At 52.0% G+C, this 18,196-nt stretch carries 13 protein-coding genes; 5 read left to right on the top strand and 8 right to left on the bottom strand.

Going from position 1 to position 18,196, the window contains the following annotated elements; all coding sequences use genetic code 11:
- Positions 1-76 precede the first annotated feature (76 nt).
- Entirely contained in the window at positions 77-2,752 is a 2,676-nt protein-coding gene (locus KQI79_RS21050; RefSeq protein WP_216540274.1) for a YhgE/Pip family protein, read from the bottom strand.
- Positions 2,753-2,955: 203 nt separating this feature from the next.
- Between KQI79_RS21050 and KQI79_RS21045 the strand changes: the two genes are divergently transcribed.
- Positions 2,956-4,122 carry a GntR family transcriptional regulator gene (locus KQI79_RS21045; protein ID WP_216540273.1) on the top strand — a complete coding sequence of 389 codons (1,167 nt, stop codon included), beginning with the start codon at positions 2,956-2,958 and terminating at the stop codon, positions 4,120-4,122.
- A gap of 279 nt (positions 4,123-4,401) precedes the next feature.
- Here the strand turns inward: KQI79_RS21045 and map are convergent, their stop codons facing one another.
- From map to KQI79_RS21010, 7 genes are all read right to left on the bottom strand, one after another.
- Positions 4,402-5,148 (bottom strand): type I methionyl aminopeptidase, encoded by a 747-nt coding sequence (gene map, locus KQI79_RS21040; RefSeq protein WP_216540272.1) that lies wholly within the window; start codon positions 5,146-5,148, stop codon positions 4,402-4,404.
- Between the two features lie 26 nt (positions 5,149-5,174).
- Positions 5,175-5,909, bottom strand: a complete 735-nt coding sequence (locus tag KQI79_RS21035; RefSeq protein WP_216540271.1) for a TetR/AcrR family transcriptional regulator — start codon at positions 5,907-5,909, stop codon at positions 5,175-5,177.
- 569 nt (positions 5,910-6,478) lie between these two features.
- On the bottom strand, positions 6,479-7,507 hold the full coding sequence (locus tag KQI79_RS21030) for a glycoside hydrolase family protein (protein ID WP_216540270.1): 1,029 nt from the start codon (positions 7,505-7,507) through the stop codon (positions 6,479-6,481).
- A 25-nt stretch (positions 7,508-7,532) separates the two neighbouring features.
- Entirely contained in the window at positions 7,533-9,173 is a 1,641-nt protein-coding gene (locus KQI79_RS21025) for an extracellular solute-binding protein (RefSeq protein ID WP_216540269.1), read from the bottom strand.
- Between the two features lie 28 nt (positions 9,174-9,201).
- Entirely contained in the window at positions 9,202-10,077 is an 876-nt protein-coding gene (locus KQI79_RS21020; RefSeq protein WP_216540268.1) for a carbohydrate ABC transporter permease, read from the bottom strand.
- 16 nt (positions 10,078-10,093) lie between these two features.
- Positions 10,094-10,987: an ABC transporter permease gene (locus KQI79_RS21015; RefSeq protein ID WP_230193130.1), complete on the bottom strand. Its 894-nt coding sequence runs from the start codon at positions 10,985-10,987 to the stop codon at positions 10,094-10,096.
- 242 nt (positions 10,988-11,229) lie between these two features.
- Complete coding sequence (locus tag KQI79_RS21010) at positions 11,230-13,452, bottom strand: helix-turn-helix domain-containing protein (protein ID WP_216540267.1); 2,223 nt, start codon at positions 13,450-13,452, stop codon at positions 11,230-11,232.
- 229 nt (positions 13,453-13,681) lie between these two features.
- Between KQI79_RS21010 and KQI79_RS21005 the strand changes: the two genes are divergently transcribed.
- Genes KQI79_RS21005 through KQI79_RS20990 form a run of 4 tightly spaced genes read left to right on the top strand, consistent with a single transcriptional unit; the run spans position 13,682 to position 18,127 of the window.
- A complete protein-coding gene (locus KQI79_RS21005) occupies positions 13,682-14,971 on the top strand; it encodes a glycoside hydrolase family 125 protein (protein ID WP_216540266.1) in 1,290 nt (429 codons plus the stop codon).
- Positions 14,972-15,014: 43 nt separating this feature from the next.
- A complete protein-coding gene (locus KQI79_RS21000; RefSeq protein WP_216540265.1) occupies positions 15,015-16,301 on the top strand; it encodes an ABC transporter substrate-binding protein in 1,287 nt (428 codons plus the stop codon).
- A 46-nt stretch (positions 16,302-16,347) separates the two neighbouring features.
- Positions 16,348-17,235: a carbohydrate ABC transporter permease gene (locus KQI79_RS20995; RefSeq protein WP_216540264.1), complete on the top strand. Its 888-nt coding sequence runs from the start codon at positions 16,348-16,350 to the stop codon at positions 17,233-17,235.
- Positions 17,236-17,248: 13 nt separating this feature from the next.
- Complete coding sequence (locus KQI79_RS20990) at positions 17,249-18,127, top strand: carbohydrate ABC transporter permease (RefSeq protein ID WP_216540263.1); 879 nt, start codon at positions 17,249-17,251, stop codon at positions 18,125-18,127.
- Positions 18,128-18,196 lie beyond the last annotated feature (69 nt).

Here is an 18,196-nt window from a genome sequence, read left to right as displayed (position 1 = left end):
AAAGGGCGTGAGGGTTCCAGCAAAAAAGAAGATCCCGTCCCACGGGCAAGCCGTGGCACGGGATGACAGCCGTCTTCTAATTTGACAGCGCGGGGGAAGAACCGGATTTGTCGGCTCTTGCCATGCTGCGGTGGCGAAGCGTAAAGTACGCGCAGCTGGCCGCAAGCGACAGGATCAGATAGACGGATAAGATGCCGATATTCGACCAGACATAGTTCATGTCTCCGAGCGAGATGACGCCGCGGAAGGCGCGGATCGTATAGGTCATCGGCAGCCAAGGGTGAAGCGCTTGGAAAAATTCCGGCGCCAGCTCGATCGGAAACGTGCCTGCCGACGAGGACAACTGGAATACGAGCAGCAAAATGATAATAAATCGTCCCACGTTGCCGAACGCCGTAATGAAAAATTGAACCAGCGCAAAGAACGTTAAGCTTGTAACCAAACAAGTGACGAAAAACATCGGTACGTTCTTCACGGGCAATCCGATCAAATTCAAAATCACGAGCCCCGCGAGACAGACTTGCAATAAGCCTTCGATCGCCATCACGCCGAATTTGCTGAGAAACCATGCGAAGCCCGAAGGCGCCCGTCCGTTCGTCTCCCGCAGCGGGAACACCATAGAGAACATAAGCGCGCCGACGAAAAATCCGAGCGACAGGAAGTAGGGCGCCATGCCGACGCCATATGTTGTCACGTCGTTGTTCTCGATCTTATCGCTGTCCACCGGGGAAGAGATCATTTGATACGTTTTATCGGTCGGATGCTGGGTCGCTTTCTCCGCTCCTTCTTCCAGCTTCTCGCGCAGCTTGCCCCCTCCGTCCAGCAATTTCTCTTGGCCGTCCAGCAGTTGGCCGAACCCGTCGTTGATGCTGTTCTTCGCCTGATCGATCTGGTCGATCATGCTGCGCATTTTGTCATGCATGAGCTGTTGGATCAGGCTGCCGGCTTCGTTCAGCTTGGTATCGGCCGCGTTGTGAAGCAGCATCCGGGCTTTCGGCTCCAAATCGTTCACCTTCCGGTCGGCGGCTTCATGAAGCTTCGCTACCACTTCCGGGGCGAGACGGTCGAGTTCTTCGTCCGCCTTCCGATGAACGCCGTTTGCCACTTTCGGCTCGTATTCGTTCCATTTGTCGTCCACCAGTTGGTGCAGCTTGCGCGTTAACTCCTTCGATTTCCGATCGTAAATCTCATCGGCGAACGAATGCGCCTTGGCTAGCAACGACGGCGCCAGTTCGTTCGCTTTGGACTGGGCGAGCCGGTGTGCGAGCGAGCGAACGTTCGGATACAATTCGTCGAATTTGGCATCCGCCGTTTCGTGAAGCTTGGCGACGAGCGCGGAACCGACTTTATCCAATTCTTTGTCCGCCAGCCGCTTCAAATCCTGCTTCAATTTGCCCTTTAATTGCTCCAATTGGTCGGGTTGCAGGCTTTGTTCTACTTTGGTTCGGACTTCCTCCAATTTCCGCTTCATATCCTCCCATTGTTTCTGCAAATCGGGAGGCATATTGTCTTGAAGGGGCTTCATCTTCTCCTCCAGTTGATCGAAATCGGTTTGGATTTGCTGCAGCCGTTCCTTCCCTTTTTGCACTGCATCGGCAAACAATTGGTCGACTTTCTCGTCAATATTCCGATGGATTTCGTCGCGAATCGAGCGGTCGATTTTGGCGTACTCGCGGTCGATTGTGTCATGCATCTTCGCGCGGGCGACCGGCTCCATGCTGTCGAGCGTTTTGTCGATTTGCCCGTCGATCGCTTTCATGATCTTATCGACATTGTCCGCGTAAGCTTGATCGATCTCTTGATGCATGTTGGCGCGAATTTGTTCGCCGTAAACGGCCGATTGCTTGTCGATTTGCTCATGCAGCTTTTCCTTGGCCGGACCGGAATATTCCTCGAACATTTCGTCGATACGCCGATGCACCGTGTTATGCGCGATATTCATGTATTGTTCCGATTGCTTGTCGATTTCCCCGTGGATTTCATCCAGCAGCGCCGGTTTGTTTTTGTCGATCGCATCGTTAATTTCTTTATGGACTTTCTCGTCCACTTTGGCGCGGTTTTCTTCTAATAGCTTTTCGACCAGCGAGCCGGCCTCAGATGTTTTATCGTCGACTTGCTTGTTCAGTTCGTCGCGGAACATCTCGATGCCGTTTCCGAGTTCAGCGAGGCCGCTCTCGATTTGGCCCGCTCCGTCGCTTGCCAGTCCCAAACCTTCGGCAACGGCCTGAATGGCGTTGAACATTTGCTCGACATACGTTTCCGTCACTTTTTGCGACATTTCCGCTTTAATGTTTGCGACCACCTTATCCGAAATTTGTCCGGACAAAAAATTAAAACTGCTGTTTTCTTTGTATATCAAATTCAGCGGTTCGGGGTTCGGGTCTAAAATTGTCGTCGCATGCCGAGACATCTGTTCGGGAATCAGAATCATCAAATAATAGCGATGCTCGCTCAACCCGCGCTCCGCCTCTTCCCGGGTGACGAAGTGGAAATCGACCGCGTCGTTGTTCTCCAGCTTCTGAATGAGCTCGCGTCCTATCGCAATTTCCCGGCCTTCATATAGAACCGGATTGTCTTCGTTGACGACGGCTACAGGCATATGTTTCACATTGCTGTACGGGTCCCAGTTCGCAATCAAATAAATGCCGCTGTACAGCAGCGGAATGACCAGGAGGCCGAGAACGGGAATGATGACATCCTTGGACCGGAGCATCGTCCTAAATTCCGATCCGAAAAAACGTAGACTTTTCACGTTATCCCTCCTCTTATGACTAATTGACCAAATTGTTATTTTAGTTCTGGAACGCGAATAGAGTTATTTTACTACGCCGATTTTAATTTTTCAATCGTTATTTTTAAGTTCGCGAAACGACTTTCTTCACAATTGGTATATAACATGATATATTGTTATATTAGAATGTTCGATGCATAACCATGTTGCTTAGGAGGATATGAATGGCTAACGATTATGCGTCCAAACCGATGTACGAGAAAATATTCGCAGAACTCCGCGACAAAATCACATCCAATCAATACGAAGCGGGGCAGCGGGTGCCTTCCGAGAAGGAATTGGGCGAACAATACAATGTGAGCAGGATTACGAGCAAGAAAGCGTTGGAGCTGTTGGCAAGCGAAGGCTATATCGTGCGCAAACCCGGGAGGGGATCGTTTGTGGCGGAAGCGCCGTATTCCAGAATCCATTCGGCCGGCGCAAGCCCGAGCGGGAACCGGAAACCGCGAAGCGCTTCGGACAAGTCGTTAATCGGACTTATTATTACCGATTTCGCGGAGAGCTACGGAACCGACTTGATCTACGGCATGGAGGAAATGTCCCGCGCGAGCGACAGTTATTTGGTCATTCGGCGTACGTTAGGCATTCCTTCGTTAGAGGAAGAGGCGGTGAAAGGGATGCTTGAGTTAGGCGTCAACGGATTAATCATTTTCCCGGCTCAAGGGGAATATTTCAATGCCGAAATATTGAAGCTGGTGATCGACAAGTTCCCTTTTGTGCTAATCGACCGCCACTTGAAAGGAATATCCGCCGGTTCCATCTCGACGAATAATGTGGCCGGAGCCAGCATCGGCACCAAATATTTATTCGAACTCGGGCATGAACGCATCGGGTTTCTGACGCCGCCGCCCGCCGATACGACCGCGATTGAAGAACGGATCGAAGGATTTATACAAGCCCATGCCGAACAAGGAATAGCCGTCGACCGCCAGTTATGGATGGAGGATATCACCTCGACGCTCCCCTCGGCGCATACGGCGGAGAACAGAGCGAAAGACATCGAGAAAATCAAGGAACACTTGCGCAAACATCCGGATATTACGGCGTTTTTCGCGACGGAATACAATATCGCGAGATTGGCTGTGGAAGCGGTCAAACAACTAGGGCTCAGCATTCCGGAAGACATCTCGATCATTTGTTTCGATTGTCCCGAAACGAACGGGAAGTACGAATTGACGCATTTGAAGCAAAATCAATTGGAGATGGGGAGACTCGCCTTTCAGCATGTCCTTTCGTTACGAGACGGCACGGCCATACCGGAAAAGGTGCTGCTCGATGCGACTCTTGTCGTCGGGGGATCGACAGGTCCGGTGAAACGCGCTGCAACATGACGGAGGTGTGACGTTTATTTGTCGTACGACGAGAAACCAGGCATTCAAGCGATCGGTAATACGGCCGATGATCTGCCCCCCGTTCCCGGGGAACATCCTGCCGCCATAACAATGCGGTTTTTCGTAAATCGGTAAATTTGCAAACCATGTAAAAAAAGCTTCCCTGGTCCCAGGCTGGACTCAGCGCTTTTTCGTCGTTTCGGATTACGAACTATCGTCAGGCCAAGCAGGCCAACTTACTTCCTCAAATGACGCATTCCCGTCCGTTCGCCCCTATTCTTACTGGGCAGTTAGAATCAGCGGTCCGTCCGCCGTGATTGCGATCGTATGCTCATATTGCGCCGACAACTTGCCGTCGGCCGTTCTCGCCGTCCACTGATCGTCATCGATCGTGATACGGAACGTACCTTCGTTGATCATCGGTTCAATCGTAAACACCATGCCTTCCTTTAACCGAATGCCTTTGCCGGCTACGCCGACATGCTCGTAGTTCGGCTCCTCGTGCAGGCTCCGCCCAATCCCGTGCGCCAGCAGATCGCGTACGACCGAGAACCCGTTCGCTTCCGCATGCTGTTGAATCGCCGACGTGATGTCGCCGAGCCGGCCCCCGGGGAGCGCCCGGGCGATCCCCAGATCCAAGCATTCCTTGGCCACCTTCATTATTTTTTGCGCCTCCGGCCGGATATTGCCCACCGCATAGCACCAGCACGAATCGCCGAACCATCCGTCATATTCCACGACGATGTCGAGCTTCAGCAAGTCGCCGTCCATAAGCGCCCGGTTCGAAGGAATGCCGTGGGCCACCACATCGTTGACCGAAGTGCAGGTTTCGGCGGGGAAACCGTTGTACCCTTTCGTAAACTGCTTGCCGCCCAGCTTGGTGATGTGTCTGGCAACAAAGTCATTGATTTCCCGGGTGGTGATCCCAGGCTCGATCAGTCTGGCCACCTCGCGGTAGCAGTCCGCAACGATTTGGCTCGCCGGCTTCATCTCTTCAATTTCCCTGGGTGATTTTAAAATGATCATCTATGTTTATTCGCTCCTTATCAGCTCTATAATTTTAAAAACCGTACAATATCCATGGCCTCCTCGCGGAGCTTTCCGCGGCGAAGCGAAAGCGAGGCACAGCCGACCAAGGCGGCAAGCAGCATTTCCGCGCGCTGTAGCCGGTCCGGCGGCTCCGCCGCGTTTCCGCTGGAAGCGGCAGCATCGTCCGCCGCACGCCCGGTTTCCAGCAGCGCGGCAAGCGGCGCGAGCACCTCGCGGCGAAAGGCGGCCGAGAGCGGGGCCGAACGCGCTTCAGGCAGCGCGGCAAAGTCCTCACCGGCCAGCTTATGCAGCAGGTACAGGGCGTGGTCCTCCGCCCAAAGCTGCAGCAGCCGGACGCCGGCGACGGCGATGGGGCCAAGCTCTGCGGCAGCGGCCGTTTCGCGGCTTTCGCCTCGGGAATCCGCGGCAGCCGAGTTCCCGGTGTCCGCCGCAGCAGCCAAGCCGAAATGCCCGCCCGCCGGCGCCTCCCCCGAAGCCGAAGCGCGCGGGACCTCCAGCGGGGCCTCCAGCCATCCCCCGGCCCGCTCCAACGCGTCCCATAGCAGATCGTAGAGCAAATCGCCCTTATTGCTGTAATAATGGTATACCGTGCCATAACCGAGTCCCGCCTGCGCGGCCACATCGCGGATTTCCAGTAAAGGCCCTTTATTCAAAAACACATCGGCAGCGGCTTTCCGGATTTGCGCCAGACGCCGCAGCCGGATCTCTTCGTTTTGTTCCTTCGTGCGTGGAGTCATCTCGTCCGTTCACCTCTTTTATTTTTGACCTGCTATTATGTCAATATAAAACATCGACTTGCAAATAGCAAGAGATTAGCAGAAGAACTCCCGGCTTAACCTGGAAACCGGTGCTTGACCAACGGGTTAGCCTCGAACGAGCGACCTGTTTGGAAGATTGCTACGCTAACGGTTGTCAGTGCGCTTCACCCCCCATTTTTACCCAAATAGCGTCGCTCACAACCATTAGATTTTTAGCAATCTATAGAGCCGATGAACAATCACTCTGAAAAGGACTTTGCAGCGTTAATGTCGCAACGCGGACACAGGATCCCTTATTTGGCAAAAATGCGCGCTTTTCGGCATGTTCGAGGACCGAGGTTCCGTTATCTGTGACAATTCATGTTGTTTGTGCCTATTCCGAGTCAATTAGCGGAACGTATGTCCGACAATCACCGAAAAAACGCTCATTTAGCGAATTTACCGGAAGCTGAGTCCGCCTGGTCACACGACGACGCAGCCTTTCGCGAACCGCTGCAATAGGCAATAAAACGGGAAAGAGGCCCTTGTCAGGAAAGGGCCTCTTGTAACTATGGTTGGGACAGCGGAATGACCATATTCCATGTATGCGTGAAATGCCATGCCCGTTCCCCGATGCCGGTCGCGGCGAATAGATGCGTCGGCACGCCGTCCTGAAACAAGAGAAACGGGCGTTCGAGATTGCACATTTCTTTGACGGTGCCGTCGTCCCAAACGACGGTTCGCGAATAGGCTTTCGGATCGGGATGGATCGTCCACTCCAGGCAGTCGGCGCTCGTCGCATATACGCCGGCTCCCCATTCTCCCGTCAAGCCGTTCGAATCGTTCTTGTAATCGTCTTTGATCAGCAGGTGAAACAAGTTGCCGTCATGCCACAGAAAAGGATCCTCTACATGCAAATCGGCATCGGCGAAACGGAAAATCGGTTCGTCCGATAACCGGCGGAACGGCCCCGAAGGGCGATCGGCGACGGCAACGCCCAATTGCAGCGTCGCGCCGGCGTACTCCCGCGACTTATAGATCATATAGGTCGTTCCGTCCTGCAGAATGGCCACAGCGGGATTGGTCGTCACCGTACAGTCCCACTTCCCTGGGCGGGGTTCTAGCAACGGACGGTCCATTCGCGTCCATGGGCCGAATACGGATTGGGATGTCGCCAGTCCGATTCGTTTGTTGTTCCATACTTCCGTTCCGCGCTCCGAGGAGATCGGATCCCCCGGTCCCGGGATCGGGCCGCCGTACGTCGTACCCATATAATAGAGATAATAAGTGCCGTTCCAGTACTGGATCTGAGGATTATGCTGATTCATTCCGTCGAACATGCTTCGTTCTCTTCGTCCCAGCACGACTTCCTCAAATTGATAAGGCCCTTCCGGCGTGGAACTGGCCGCTCTAACGATTTCGCAATTGAACAGCCAGTTCACCCCGAATCCGAGCTCTTTCCTCCAGCGCGAAGCGAACAGATGATATCTGCCGTCCTCGCCGCGAATGCAAGAACCGCACCAAATATAATAATCTTCCTCGCGATACCCGCCCCCTACCGGGGCGGGCAGCAAGCGGCCGAATATAGGATTCGCCATCGTTTCGTTGCCCTCCGTTGCGGTATTATTCGATAGTAATATCGTACAAGTCGTCGGTTAAGATCGCGGTATCGGCATGGGTCTTATACCATTCGGCCATCCAGTCGTCGACTTTCTTGCCGCCCGCCTTTTCCCAGAACGCCCGCGCATCCTGAGCCGCTTGCTCCACCGTATATTTGCCTCCGCCGACCAGCGCCTGCTGGTAATAACTAACCATTTGCTCGCCGGTGTTCGTTACGATCAGCTCCAAATCTTTCGGCAACGACGGCTTATATTCGCCATGCGTATAATCCGCGATCGGACGCTCCGGAGTCAAGTACGCTTCTTCCGCTTGCTGAATGATCTCCAGAAACTCCTGATCGATCGGGTTGGACGGATCCAACTGATTCTGATATTTGCCGCATTCGCCGAAGAAAGCAGGGGAGGCCAGCATCCGGAAATCGATATTCCAGTCGAGCTCTTTTTTGTTCTTCTCCTGATCGATCGGTTTCGGGCAGCCGCTGTCGTCTACCGCATAATGCTCGCCTTCCACGCCGAACATCATCGTTTTCATCGTGGATTCCCGTACAAGGAAATCGACATATTTCATGACGGCAACCGGATCTTTCGCATTGGAGTTGATCGCCGCCGTCGCCTGCACCGGATTTTGGATGCTGGGGCTGAACTGGCCGAATTCGCTCGCGGGAAGAGGGATCGCCATGACTTTCGCATCGGGCACATTTTTCTTCAAGGCACTGAAGATCATATATCCTTCCGACATCGCCCCGCCGTTGGCGCCGTAGAAGCCCATCTTGCCGTTGATGAAATCTTGTTTTGCTTTTTCCCCGTTTTTGTCCGTCAGGAAGTCTTTATCGATTAAGCCGTTATCGTACAATTTTTTTATAAAGTTGCTCTTTGCGATGCTGTTGTCCCAAGTGCGCACCATCGTGCCGTCCTGCACTTTATAGCCGACATCCTGGAACATGCTGTCGATGACTTGCGCGCCGACGCCGGTTACTCCGATCGCGAACGTATCTTTTTGCCCGTTTCCGTCCGGATCCTGCTTCACAAACGCTTCCGCTACGTTGTAGAACTCTTCCACCGTCTTGGGCACCGGAAGGTTAAGCTTATCCAACCAGTCTTTGCGGACGTAAAGCACTTGGTTCGTAGCCAACCCGTTAATGCGGCCGAATTCGTAAATGTTGCCGTCGTCGCGGGCGGCGACCTTTTGCAGGAGCGGGTATTTTTCGAGCAATGCCTTATATTCCGTACTATGCTGTTCGATCAAGTCGCCCAGCGGCATCAATTGTTTCTGATTGATCAGTTCGTTGCGGTATCCGGTCGCGTATTCAAAGATTAAGTCCGGCGCGGAACCCGAAGCGAACAATACGTTGAACTTTTCCTTGAACTCCCAACGGGGGATCGCGGTAAATTTTAAATCGGCCGGCCCGTTGTCGTTCAGCCAACGCGTCCAGCGGTTACTTTCGATCGTTCCTTCTTCCGCCGGAACCATGCTCCGGTCATAAACGGATAAGGAAATGCTGCCGCGCGCTTCGGCTTGTCCTTGTTCCCCTTGGCTTTCCGTCTTCGTTGTATTCGTCGCGCCGTTGCCGGAACAGCCGGCGACCAGAAGCATCGCCGCGAGCAACGACAGGAAGCTTGTTTTCAGTAACATTCTTTTTCTCATTGGACAACCCCTCTTCGCATAGTCGAATTTATCCTTTAATCGCGCCAATCATAACGCCTTTCACAAAATATTTCTGCAGGAACGGATACACGACGAGCATCGGAACGAGCATGACGATCACGCCCGCGGATTTAATCGTTTCCGGCGTCAGCTTGGCCGCGTCCTCAGGCTGCATGTTGTTCATATCCTGCAAAATCGATTGGCTTTGAATCATTTGCTGTACCATCACCGTTAAATTGTATCTGGTCGTATCGTCCATATAAATGAGCACGTTCATGAACTGGTTCCAGAAGCCGACCGCATAGAACAAAGTCAAGGCGGCGATGACCGGCTTCGACAACGGAAGCACGATTTGCAGAATCAGTCTCCATTCGCTGCAACCGTCGATACGGGCCGCCTCTTCCATTTCCGAAGGCAAGCCTTCGAAATACGTTTTCAAAACAAGCATATTGAAGACGCTCACCAAGCCCGGCAGCCAGATGGCCCCGTACGAGTTCAATAGCCCTAACGATTTAATGACCAAGTAATTAGGGATGATTCCGCCGGAGAACAGCATCGTGAACACGATCGCCAACGTAAACGCCCTGCGCCCGTACATATCCCGCCGCGAGAGGGGATAGGCGGCCAGAATCGTGCAAGCCATACTGGATACCGTACCCACGACGGTGAGGACTACGTTGTTTTTAAAGGCGTTGACGATATTCGTTCCTTTGAGCAAGGAAGCATAGGATTCAAATGTCCACGATACGGGCCAGAACACGACTTTGCCCGATGCGACGGAATGAGCGTCGCTGAAGGACAGCGCCAATATGTGTACGATCGGCAACAGGCAGCTAAGACCGATAAGGGTCAAGAGCAAGTAGTTGCATGCATAAAATATCTTTTCGCCGGTTGTAGATTTCATAATGCCTCGGCCTCCTCTACCATAAGCCTTGCCCGAACCTGCGGGCGACCCCGTTCGTCAACAGCACCAGGATCAGTCCGATGAGCGATTCGAATAACCCCATGGCGGCGGTCAGGCTGAACTGCAAGTTTTTTAAGCCGATCTTGTAGGTGTAAGTACTGATGACTTCGGATACGTTGAAGACGGCTGAATTTTGCAAGGTAAATACTTGATCGAAGCCGACTTCCATGACGCTGCCCACGGATAAAATAAACATAATGACGATCGTTGGCGCGATGCCGGGAAGCGTAATATGAATAATTTGCCGCCATTTGCCGGCTCCGTCCATGCCGGCCGACTCGTACAGGCTCGGATCGATCGATGTGAGCGCTGCCAAATAAATGATCGCACCCCAACCTGCGCCCTTCCATATTCCCGATCCGACGAAAATAGCCAGCCACGAGCCTTCCCGATACAAGAACGAGAACGGTTCGCCGAGCCAGTGGCCCAGAATGCCGTTGATGACGCCTTCCGTTGCGAAAATCGTAACGACCATGCCGGATACGATAACCCAGGACAGGAAATGGGGCAAGTAGACGAGCGTTTGAACCGAACGCTTAAACCAGGACTTGCGAACTTCGTTCAACAGAATAGCCAGAATAATCGGAAACGGAAATCCGATCAGCAGATTCATAACGCTTAGAACGAATGTGTTGCGAATGATCCTGAGCGTCTGAGGATTGCTGAACAGCGTTTCGAATTGCCCGAAGCCGACCCACGGACTGCCGAATACGCCGTCTACGAAGTTGTAGTCTTTAAAAGCGATGATGAGTCCGCCCATCGGCAAATATTTAAAAAGCAGGAAAAAAACGATGACCGGACTAAACAAAATGAAATATGGAATATTTCGGCCGAGCCGGTTACGGTCTATCTTCCAATTACGAAGCTTAGCCGTACGGCCTGCTGCGGATCCCTCTGCCGCGTCCAAGCGGATCACCCCTTTCTGTTTGAAGATTGCGATCGCATCTGCAACATATTCTAGTCTCCGCCGTCTTCCAGGGTCAATCCGCATCATTCGGAGCGGTACACAATATTCGGAAGGGGGAAAATAACCAAGCCCGGCGCGGCTTCCAGCGCCGGGATGCACGATTTTCGCCCGTTCCACGATATTCCTCAAGCGAGTTGTTTCCGATAGTCTCCCGGGGTGATTCCGAACGTTTTCTTAAAGACGCGAATAAAGGAAAACGAATGCGTATATCCGACCTGAACGGCGATCTCCTGAACGGATAAGCTCGTCGAGGCGAGCAATTCCTTGGCTTTCTCCATTCTCACGTTCATTAAATAGTCGACGAATTTCTCGCCGAATTCTTCCTTGAACAGATGGCTGACATACTTCGGTTTCAAATCGAACGCGGCGCTCAAATGATTTAACGACAGATCGGGATTGCTGTAATTGTCGTAAATATATTGCCTCACGTTTTTCATCGTCGAGGAATAGGTCCGCTCCTCCCGCAGTCCCGCTAGCCGCCGGTGGGCGTCAAGAAGAACGGTGCGCAATCCTTCGCTCATTTCGTCGAACGTATCGAACTGCTTCATGAGCCGGTTGATGCGCGGAACGGTATGTTCATGCCATAGTTCCTGATAATCGGCGTTCCGTTCCAGGAACTCTCTGGACAACTGATAAATTAAAAAATGAATTTGATGAACCAGTTCGTCCCTCGGCCATACTTCCGTTTGCAGCTCTCGAATAAACCGGTCGTAATGCTCCTCCCAATCCGCTTCCCCTAACTTGTACGATTGGACCAATCCCATCATATCGGCCCCCATTTTCAGAGGTCCCTGCTTTTTCGCCTCGGACACTTCCCAATAGCCGATTACCCGGTTATTGCCCAGCGTCATTTTATATTGCAGCACATGCAGCGCTTGCTCATAGGAGGCGCTGATGTTACCGGCGCCGAGGACGAGGTCTCCCAGCCCGATCGTTACATTGAAATCGAGATTGTCCCGAATCCACGCGACGATTTGCAGCGCAAATACAACGACATCCTCCGTCGCATGATCGTCTTTCAGTTGTACGAAGGCGCACCATTTCTGGGGAAACAGCCATTCTCCGAAAATGCCGATCTCATGCTGCTGGGCCATTTCCGCGACGACGTTGCCAATCAGAAACTTCAACAACGATTGGTCTCTCTTCGTATAGTTCTCGCAAAAGTCGGGAAACCGATCGATTTCGATGACGATGGCGGACGCCTTGTCATACGCCGGGTTCCAGCCGAACGGTTCCGAATTTCCCGGCGTACATTTGCCGGCGGCGTCGAAATCGCCTTCCAGCGTGTCTTGAATCCATTGCCGCTTGCGGGCTTGCAGATGCTCCTCTTGCTGGCTCATTAGATCGCCCGCCTGCTCAATGATCTTATCCAACGCGTTTTCGATATACGCAAACTCGTCTTTGCCTCCGCTCTTCAACAGCTGTTCCGCTTTCAAGCGCGCATACCCGTCCAATCGCGTCATCAAGGAGCGGATCGGCCGATAGTTCCGCTTTGATATATAGGTGATATAGAAAACGGCGGCGACGATCGCGATGAACCCGCTAAAGAGCAGGACGGCGATCGCGCGCGTGGCGAATTGGTAAAATGCCCCGCCCGCGAGCTTGCTTTTGATGATCAAGCCGGAATATTCCGATTGCACTTCCGTAACCGTGTCTTCAAAGACCGGCTTGTCGGATGCGGATGCGATCAGCCCGTTTCCGTTCCGGTCCTCCACCGCGGCGCTAATAAAATCCGTATCGTACATTTTGTCCACAAGCTCTGTCACCCATTTCGCGCTTACATTGACGACCATAATCCCTTCGTCTCCGGCGGGCACCGGATAAGGCTTGACCAATGTGATCACGTCCGAACGATATTGGTTTGCGAACTCGCGATACGAGCGCAGCCCTGTCCATTTGAAGCCTTGCCGCGACTTCAAGTACGACTCGACGAACGGGCGGTCTTCGAATTGTTCCCAGGACAAGGTCGCGCTGTCAGTCAGAATGGCGCGGTCCTCCCATCTCACCAAATAGACGGATTGAATCATCGGATACTGGGTTACGATATTCCATAATTCTTTCGAGGGCAGGGCCATGCTTTTATACGGATCGTCCCATAACGTCTTGTTGTAAAATCGTTGAATGCCGTCCTGTGTCCCCAATTCTTTAATCATCATATGTTCGATCGACTGCAAGGAATGATCGATCAGTTCCAGCATATGGTTCGAAGAGCCACGGTTGACCGTTTCCGCGGCCATTCGGGTTACTTCTCCCATCGAGAAAAAGAATACGGCGATTAAAAATGAAATGACGATAAAGAAAACCGGCAAATACGAAAAAAGCAGCTTGTAAAACCACGATCGATTCATGGACAACCCCTCCAGTAATAAGTGACACAATTGTAAGCGCAATCTTTATTGGGCGCAACTTGTTTTCATGCGCAAATCTTCATGCCGTGTCTTACTTCCTATCGATTATTATATCAACTAGTTATCAAGTTTTAAATAATATATTGACATTATAATGATATAATTATTATAATCGGGGCTGTAAGCGGTTAAAACGTGTCATTCAACATGATGATTAGGAGAGAAGACAATGAATTCCCAACACATTCCAGATTCAGTACAAAAGCTTTTGGATCGCATGGCGAGCAAACTGGACGATAACCCTCAACTGCTGGCCATCGCCCGCAACGGATTTGCAAATACGCTTCAGAACACGATCTTTCGCATGGACGACGGAACGACATTTGTCATTACGGGCGATATTCCGGCCATGTGGTTAAGGGATTCGGTTGCGCAAGTTCGGCCGTTTCTCGTGCCCGCGCAAGACGACGAAGAGCTCGCGGATATGATTGAAGGATTGGTGCGAAGACAAATGAAGTACATCGTTCTGGATCCTTACGCGAATGCCTTTAACGCGGAACCGTCCGGCCAAGGGCATCAGAACGACCGGACCGAGATGAATCCATGGTTATGGGAGCGCAAGTATGAAATCGACTCCCTGTGCTATCCGATCCAGCTTAGCTACTTGTTGTGGAAGAATACCGGACGCGCGGCGCATTTCGATGAAACGTTCAAAGAGGCGATGAAGACGATTCTGCGCGTATGGCGAACGGAACAGCGGCATGAAACCGAATCGGGCTATACGTTCGAGCGCTCGGATTGCCCTGTTACAGATACGTTGCAGAGAGAAGGCAGAGGCGCGGAAACGGCCTATACGGGCATGACCTGGTCGGGATTCCGCCCGAGCGACGACGCTTGCAAGTACGGATATCTCATTCCAGCCAACATGTTTGCCGTCGTCACGCTCGGTTATCTCGAACAAATTGCCCAAGAGGTGCTGGACGATTCCGCCCTGGCGGTGGAAGCCGCGCATTTGCGCCGGGAAATAAACGAGGGGATTCGGCGTTTCGCCGTCTGCAGCCATTCCGAATACGGCGAGATATACGCTTACGAGACGGACGGGCTTGGAAACCATCATTTCATGGACGACGCGAACGTTCCTAGCTTGCTCTCGATTCCGTACTTGGGATATTGCGACCAGAGCAATCCGATCTATCAAAACACGCGCAAGTTCGTCCTTAGCGGCAACAATCCTTATTTCTTCCAAGGCGCCGCCGGCGAAGGGATCGGAAGCCCGCATACGCCCGATCGCTATATTTGGCATATCGCGCTGGCGATTCAAGGTTTAACGGCCGGCACGAAAGAAGAGAAGCTTCGGATGCTGCGTTTGATGGCCGATACGGATGCCGGCACCGGAATGATGCATGAAGGGTTCGACGCGGACGATCCGCATCGATATACCCGTCCCTGGTTCTCATGGGCGAATATGATGTTTAGCGAGCTGCTGATGGATTATTGCGATATACATGTCAAGCGATAATGGAAACATTAGCAAAAATATGAAAAAGAGGGAGGCAGATTTCATGAAAAACAAAATGGCGATGTTGTTGATTACGGTGCTGCTGAGTCTCGCGGCTGCAGGCTGCAGCGGTGCGGGCAACCAACCCGGGGGCAAGTCGGGCGAATCCGGCAAACCGGTCGAGCTTACATTTTGGGGGGACTGGGGGGGCGAAGGCCAAAAGCAGTTTGAAACGATGGTCGACGCTTTCAACGAATCGCAAGACAAAATACGCGTGAAATATGTGCTGCAGCAAGACATGATTACCAAGTTTTTGACGGCGACCACTTCCGGCGGATCTCCGGATGTTTTATTTTGGGACAGATGGCGCACCTCGCTTTACGCTCCGAAGAATGTGCTGCATCCGATCAACGAATATATGGAGCGGGACGGGCTCAGTCAAGACGATTTCTATAGCGAAGCTCTGAAAGAATTAACCTATGAAGACAACATTTACGGATTGCCGCTGACGGTGGATGCCCGGGCGCTGTTTTATAACAAAAAAATATTAAGCGAAGCCGGCGTAGAGCCGCCTACGACGTGGGACGAGTTGGAACAAGCGGCAATCAAGACGACGAAGTGGAACGGAAATAAATTGGAAGTTGCCGGATTCTCTCTTGCCGATAACGGTTTGTTCAATATGTATTTGCAGCAAGCCGGCGGACAGATGTTGAACGAAGACGGCACGAAAACGAATTTTAACAACGAACAGGGAAAAGCCGTGCTTGAGTTTTGGGATCGTTTGCTGAATACGGATAAAGTTTACAAAATCGGTTATGAAACCGGTCTTGGCGAAGGAACGGATGCGTTTGCGACCGGAAAGCTCGCGATGCTGTACAGCGGCCCGTGGATGATCTCCACTTATAAAAAATACGGCAAGGATCTTGATTTCGGAATCATGCCTCCGGTTACCGGACCAAACGGGGACAAAGGCAGCGTGATGGGCGGTTTCGGACTGGTTATTCCCGAAGGCGCAAAGCATAAAGAGGAGGCCTGGGAATTCGTGAAGTGGTGGACGGCCAATAAAGACAACACATTGCTCTGGGCGAAGACAAGCATGAACATTCCCGGCTACAAGCCGGCGCTGGAGGATCCCTTCTTTCAGGACGATCCGTTCTGGAAACCGATCCTTGACACGCTCGAATTTGCCAAGGTGCGTCCGCAGCATCCCGGCTACTCCGTCATGGAAGACGACGGGCTTATACCGAATTTGCAGTTGTTCCAGCAAGGCAAGCAAAGCCTTGCGGAGACGTTGAATAAATCGCAGCAACGCGGAGATCAACTGTTGAACGATAATAAGAACGTGAAATAAGCGAAGGGAGGAGCGCCTCCCTTTGCATTTCCAAAGGAGGAGTTATATGGCTTCCATGGGCAAATTGCATCGTCATCAAGCGAGAACGGCTTATTTGTTTATTACGCCGACCATGCTGCTGTTTCTGGCATTCACTGTCGTACCTGTGATCATGGCGCTTTATCTAAGTTTTACGAATTACGATGTGCTCAGCCATAAAGAATGGGTCGGAACGGACAACTATCGCCGATTGCTGGAGGACTCTTTATATTGGCAAACGTTCTTGAATGTAACGCTGTACGCCGTCATTTTCATACCTTTGAATATCATTTGCTCGCTGTTGATCGCCATGTTGATGAATTTCAAACGGCCGGGCATCCGCTTGTTTCGTACCATGAATTACTTGCCGACATTGACATCGGCTGTGGCTGCCTCGACCGTGTGGATCTGGCTGCTGCATCCCGAATTCGGTTTGGTCAACGGCCTGCTCTCTTATGTTGGGATTGCCGGTCCGGCCTGGCTGGCGCAGACGGAAACGGCGATGCTTTCGATTATTATGGTAACGTTATGGCAATCCATAGGCTCCAATATGATCATCTATATCGCCGGGCTGCAAGGCATACCGGATTATTTGTACGAATCGGCCAAACTGGACGGAGCGTCCGCGTTCGACCGTTTTCGCTACATCACATGGCCGCAATTGCGTCCTACGACTTTCCTCGTTTCAACGATGGCGATCATTGGAGCGCTGCAGTTGTTCGATCAGGCGTTTGTGCTGACGCAAGGCGGTCCGGGCAATGTGACCAAAACGCCCGTATATTTAATTTACCAACAGGGCTTCAATCAACTTCAAATGGGATACGCGTCGGCACAGGCCTTTGTTCTAGCCGTCGTGATTCTGATCTTTTCGCTGATCAATACCCGCATCAATAAAGCGAACGAATCGATTTTGTAGGGGAGGGGCGACAATGGGTAAGATACAAATGAATAAAATCGCGATAACGGTCCTTTTCTATGCCGTAAGTATTGCCGTTGGAGCGGCGATGTTTCTTCCTTTCTTATGGAGCTTGCTGACTTCCGTCAAACCTAGCGAAGAGATATTTTCTCTTCCCATTAAATGGATTCCTTCTACCTTGACATGGGAGCACTATATTGCCGCGTTTACCACGGTTCCTTTCGGGTTGTTTTTTTGGAATTCTCTCGTGCTTGCCGTGGCGGGCGTCGTCGCGAATCTTTTTTTCGGTTCCTTAAGCGGCTATGCGTTTGCCAAGCTGCGTTTCAAGTTGAATAAGCCATTGTTTATGATTTTGCTTGCAGCGATGATGATTCCGGGCGTCGTCACGATGATTCCAAGTTTTTATGTATTGAAAAATTTCCCTCTCGTGGGAGGCAACGATATTTTCGGCAGCGGCGGCAACGGATTTATCAATTCTTTCTGGGGCGTTATTATTCCGGGTGCTTCAGGTTCATTTGCCGTCTTTTTCATGCGCCAATTCTTTTTGACGTTGCCGTCGGATATGCTGGAAATGGCTCGCATCGAGGGCTGCCGGGAGTTTCGCATCTTTTGGCGGATCTATTTGCCGCTTACTCAACCCGCGCTTGCGACGCTCGGCATTTTCACGTTCCAGGCGGGTTGGAATAGCTTCCTATGGCCGATGATCGTTTTGAACGATCCGGCGAAAGCGACGATCCAGATGGGATTGCGCGCGTTTTCGTATAACTATCAAACCGATTTCGGACCTATGATGGCAGGCGCGTTAGTAGCCATTGCGCCGATCCTGGTGCTTTTCCTGTTCCTGCAGAAGTATTTCGTGCAAGGAATCGCCTTCAGCGGCGTTAAGGGATAACCATCGGATAGCCGGTTGAAAACAAACGATTGAAAATGTAGAAAAATTAAAATGGATCAGGAGTGCGTG

The sequence above is a fragment of the Paenibacillus sp. MSJ-34 genome, from assembly GCF_018918005.1.
GTDB lineage: Bacteria > Bacillota > Bacilli > Paenibacillales > Paenibacillaceae > MSJ-34.
The sequence above is the reverse complement of the archived record's forward strand: the minus strand, read 5'-3'. Positions and strand labels throughout refer to the sequence as shown.

Excerpts from the sequence above, each read along its gene's own strand:
- KQI79_RS21000 (WP_216540265.1), top strand. The coding sequence starts at position 15,015 with ATGAAAAACAAAATGGCGATGTTGTTGATTACGGTGCTGCTGAGTCTC.
- KQI79_RS21005 (WP_216540266.1), top strand. The coding sequence starts at position 13,682 with ATGAATTCCCAACACATTCCAGATTCAGTACAAAAGCTTTTGGATCGC.
- KQI79_RS21025 (WP_216540269.1), bottom strand. The coding sequence starts at position 9,173 with ATGAGAAAAAGAATGTTACTGAAAACAAGCTTCCTGTCGTTGCTCGCG.
- map (WP_216540272.1), bottom strand. The coding sequence starts at position 5,148 with ATGATCATTTTAAAATCACCCAGGGAAATTGAAGAGATGAAGCCGGCG.
- KQI79_RS20995 (WP_216540264.1), top strand. The coding sequence starts at position 16,348 with ATGGCTTCCATGGGCAAATTGCATCGTCATCAAGCGAGAACGGCTTAT.
- KQI79_RS21045 (WP_216540273.1), top strand. The coding sequence starts at position 2,956 with ATGGCTAACGATTATGCGTCCAAACCGATGTACGAGAAAATATTCGCA.
- KQI79_RS21035 (WP_216540271.1), bottom strand. The coding sequence starts at position 5,909 with ATGACTCCACGCACGAAGGAACAAAACGAAGAGATCCGGCTGCGGCGT.
- KQI79_RS21010 (WP_216540267.1), bottom strand. The coding sequence starts at position 13,452 with ATGAATCGATCGTGGTTTTACAAGCTGCTTTTTTCGTATTTGCCGGTT.
- KQI79_RS21030 (WP_216540270.1), bottom strand. The coding sequence starts at position 7,507 with ATGGCGAATCCTATATTCGGCCGCTTGCTGCCCGCCCCGGTAGGGGGC.
- KQI79_RS21020 (WP_216540268.1), bottom strand. The coding sequence starts at position 10,077 with ATGAAATCTACAACCGGCGAAAAGATATTTTATGCATGCAACTACTTG.
- KQI79_RS20990 (WP_216540263.1), top strand. The coding sequence starts at position 17,249 with ATGGGTAAGATACAAATGAATAAAATCGCGATAACGGTCCTTTTCTAT.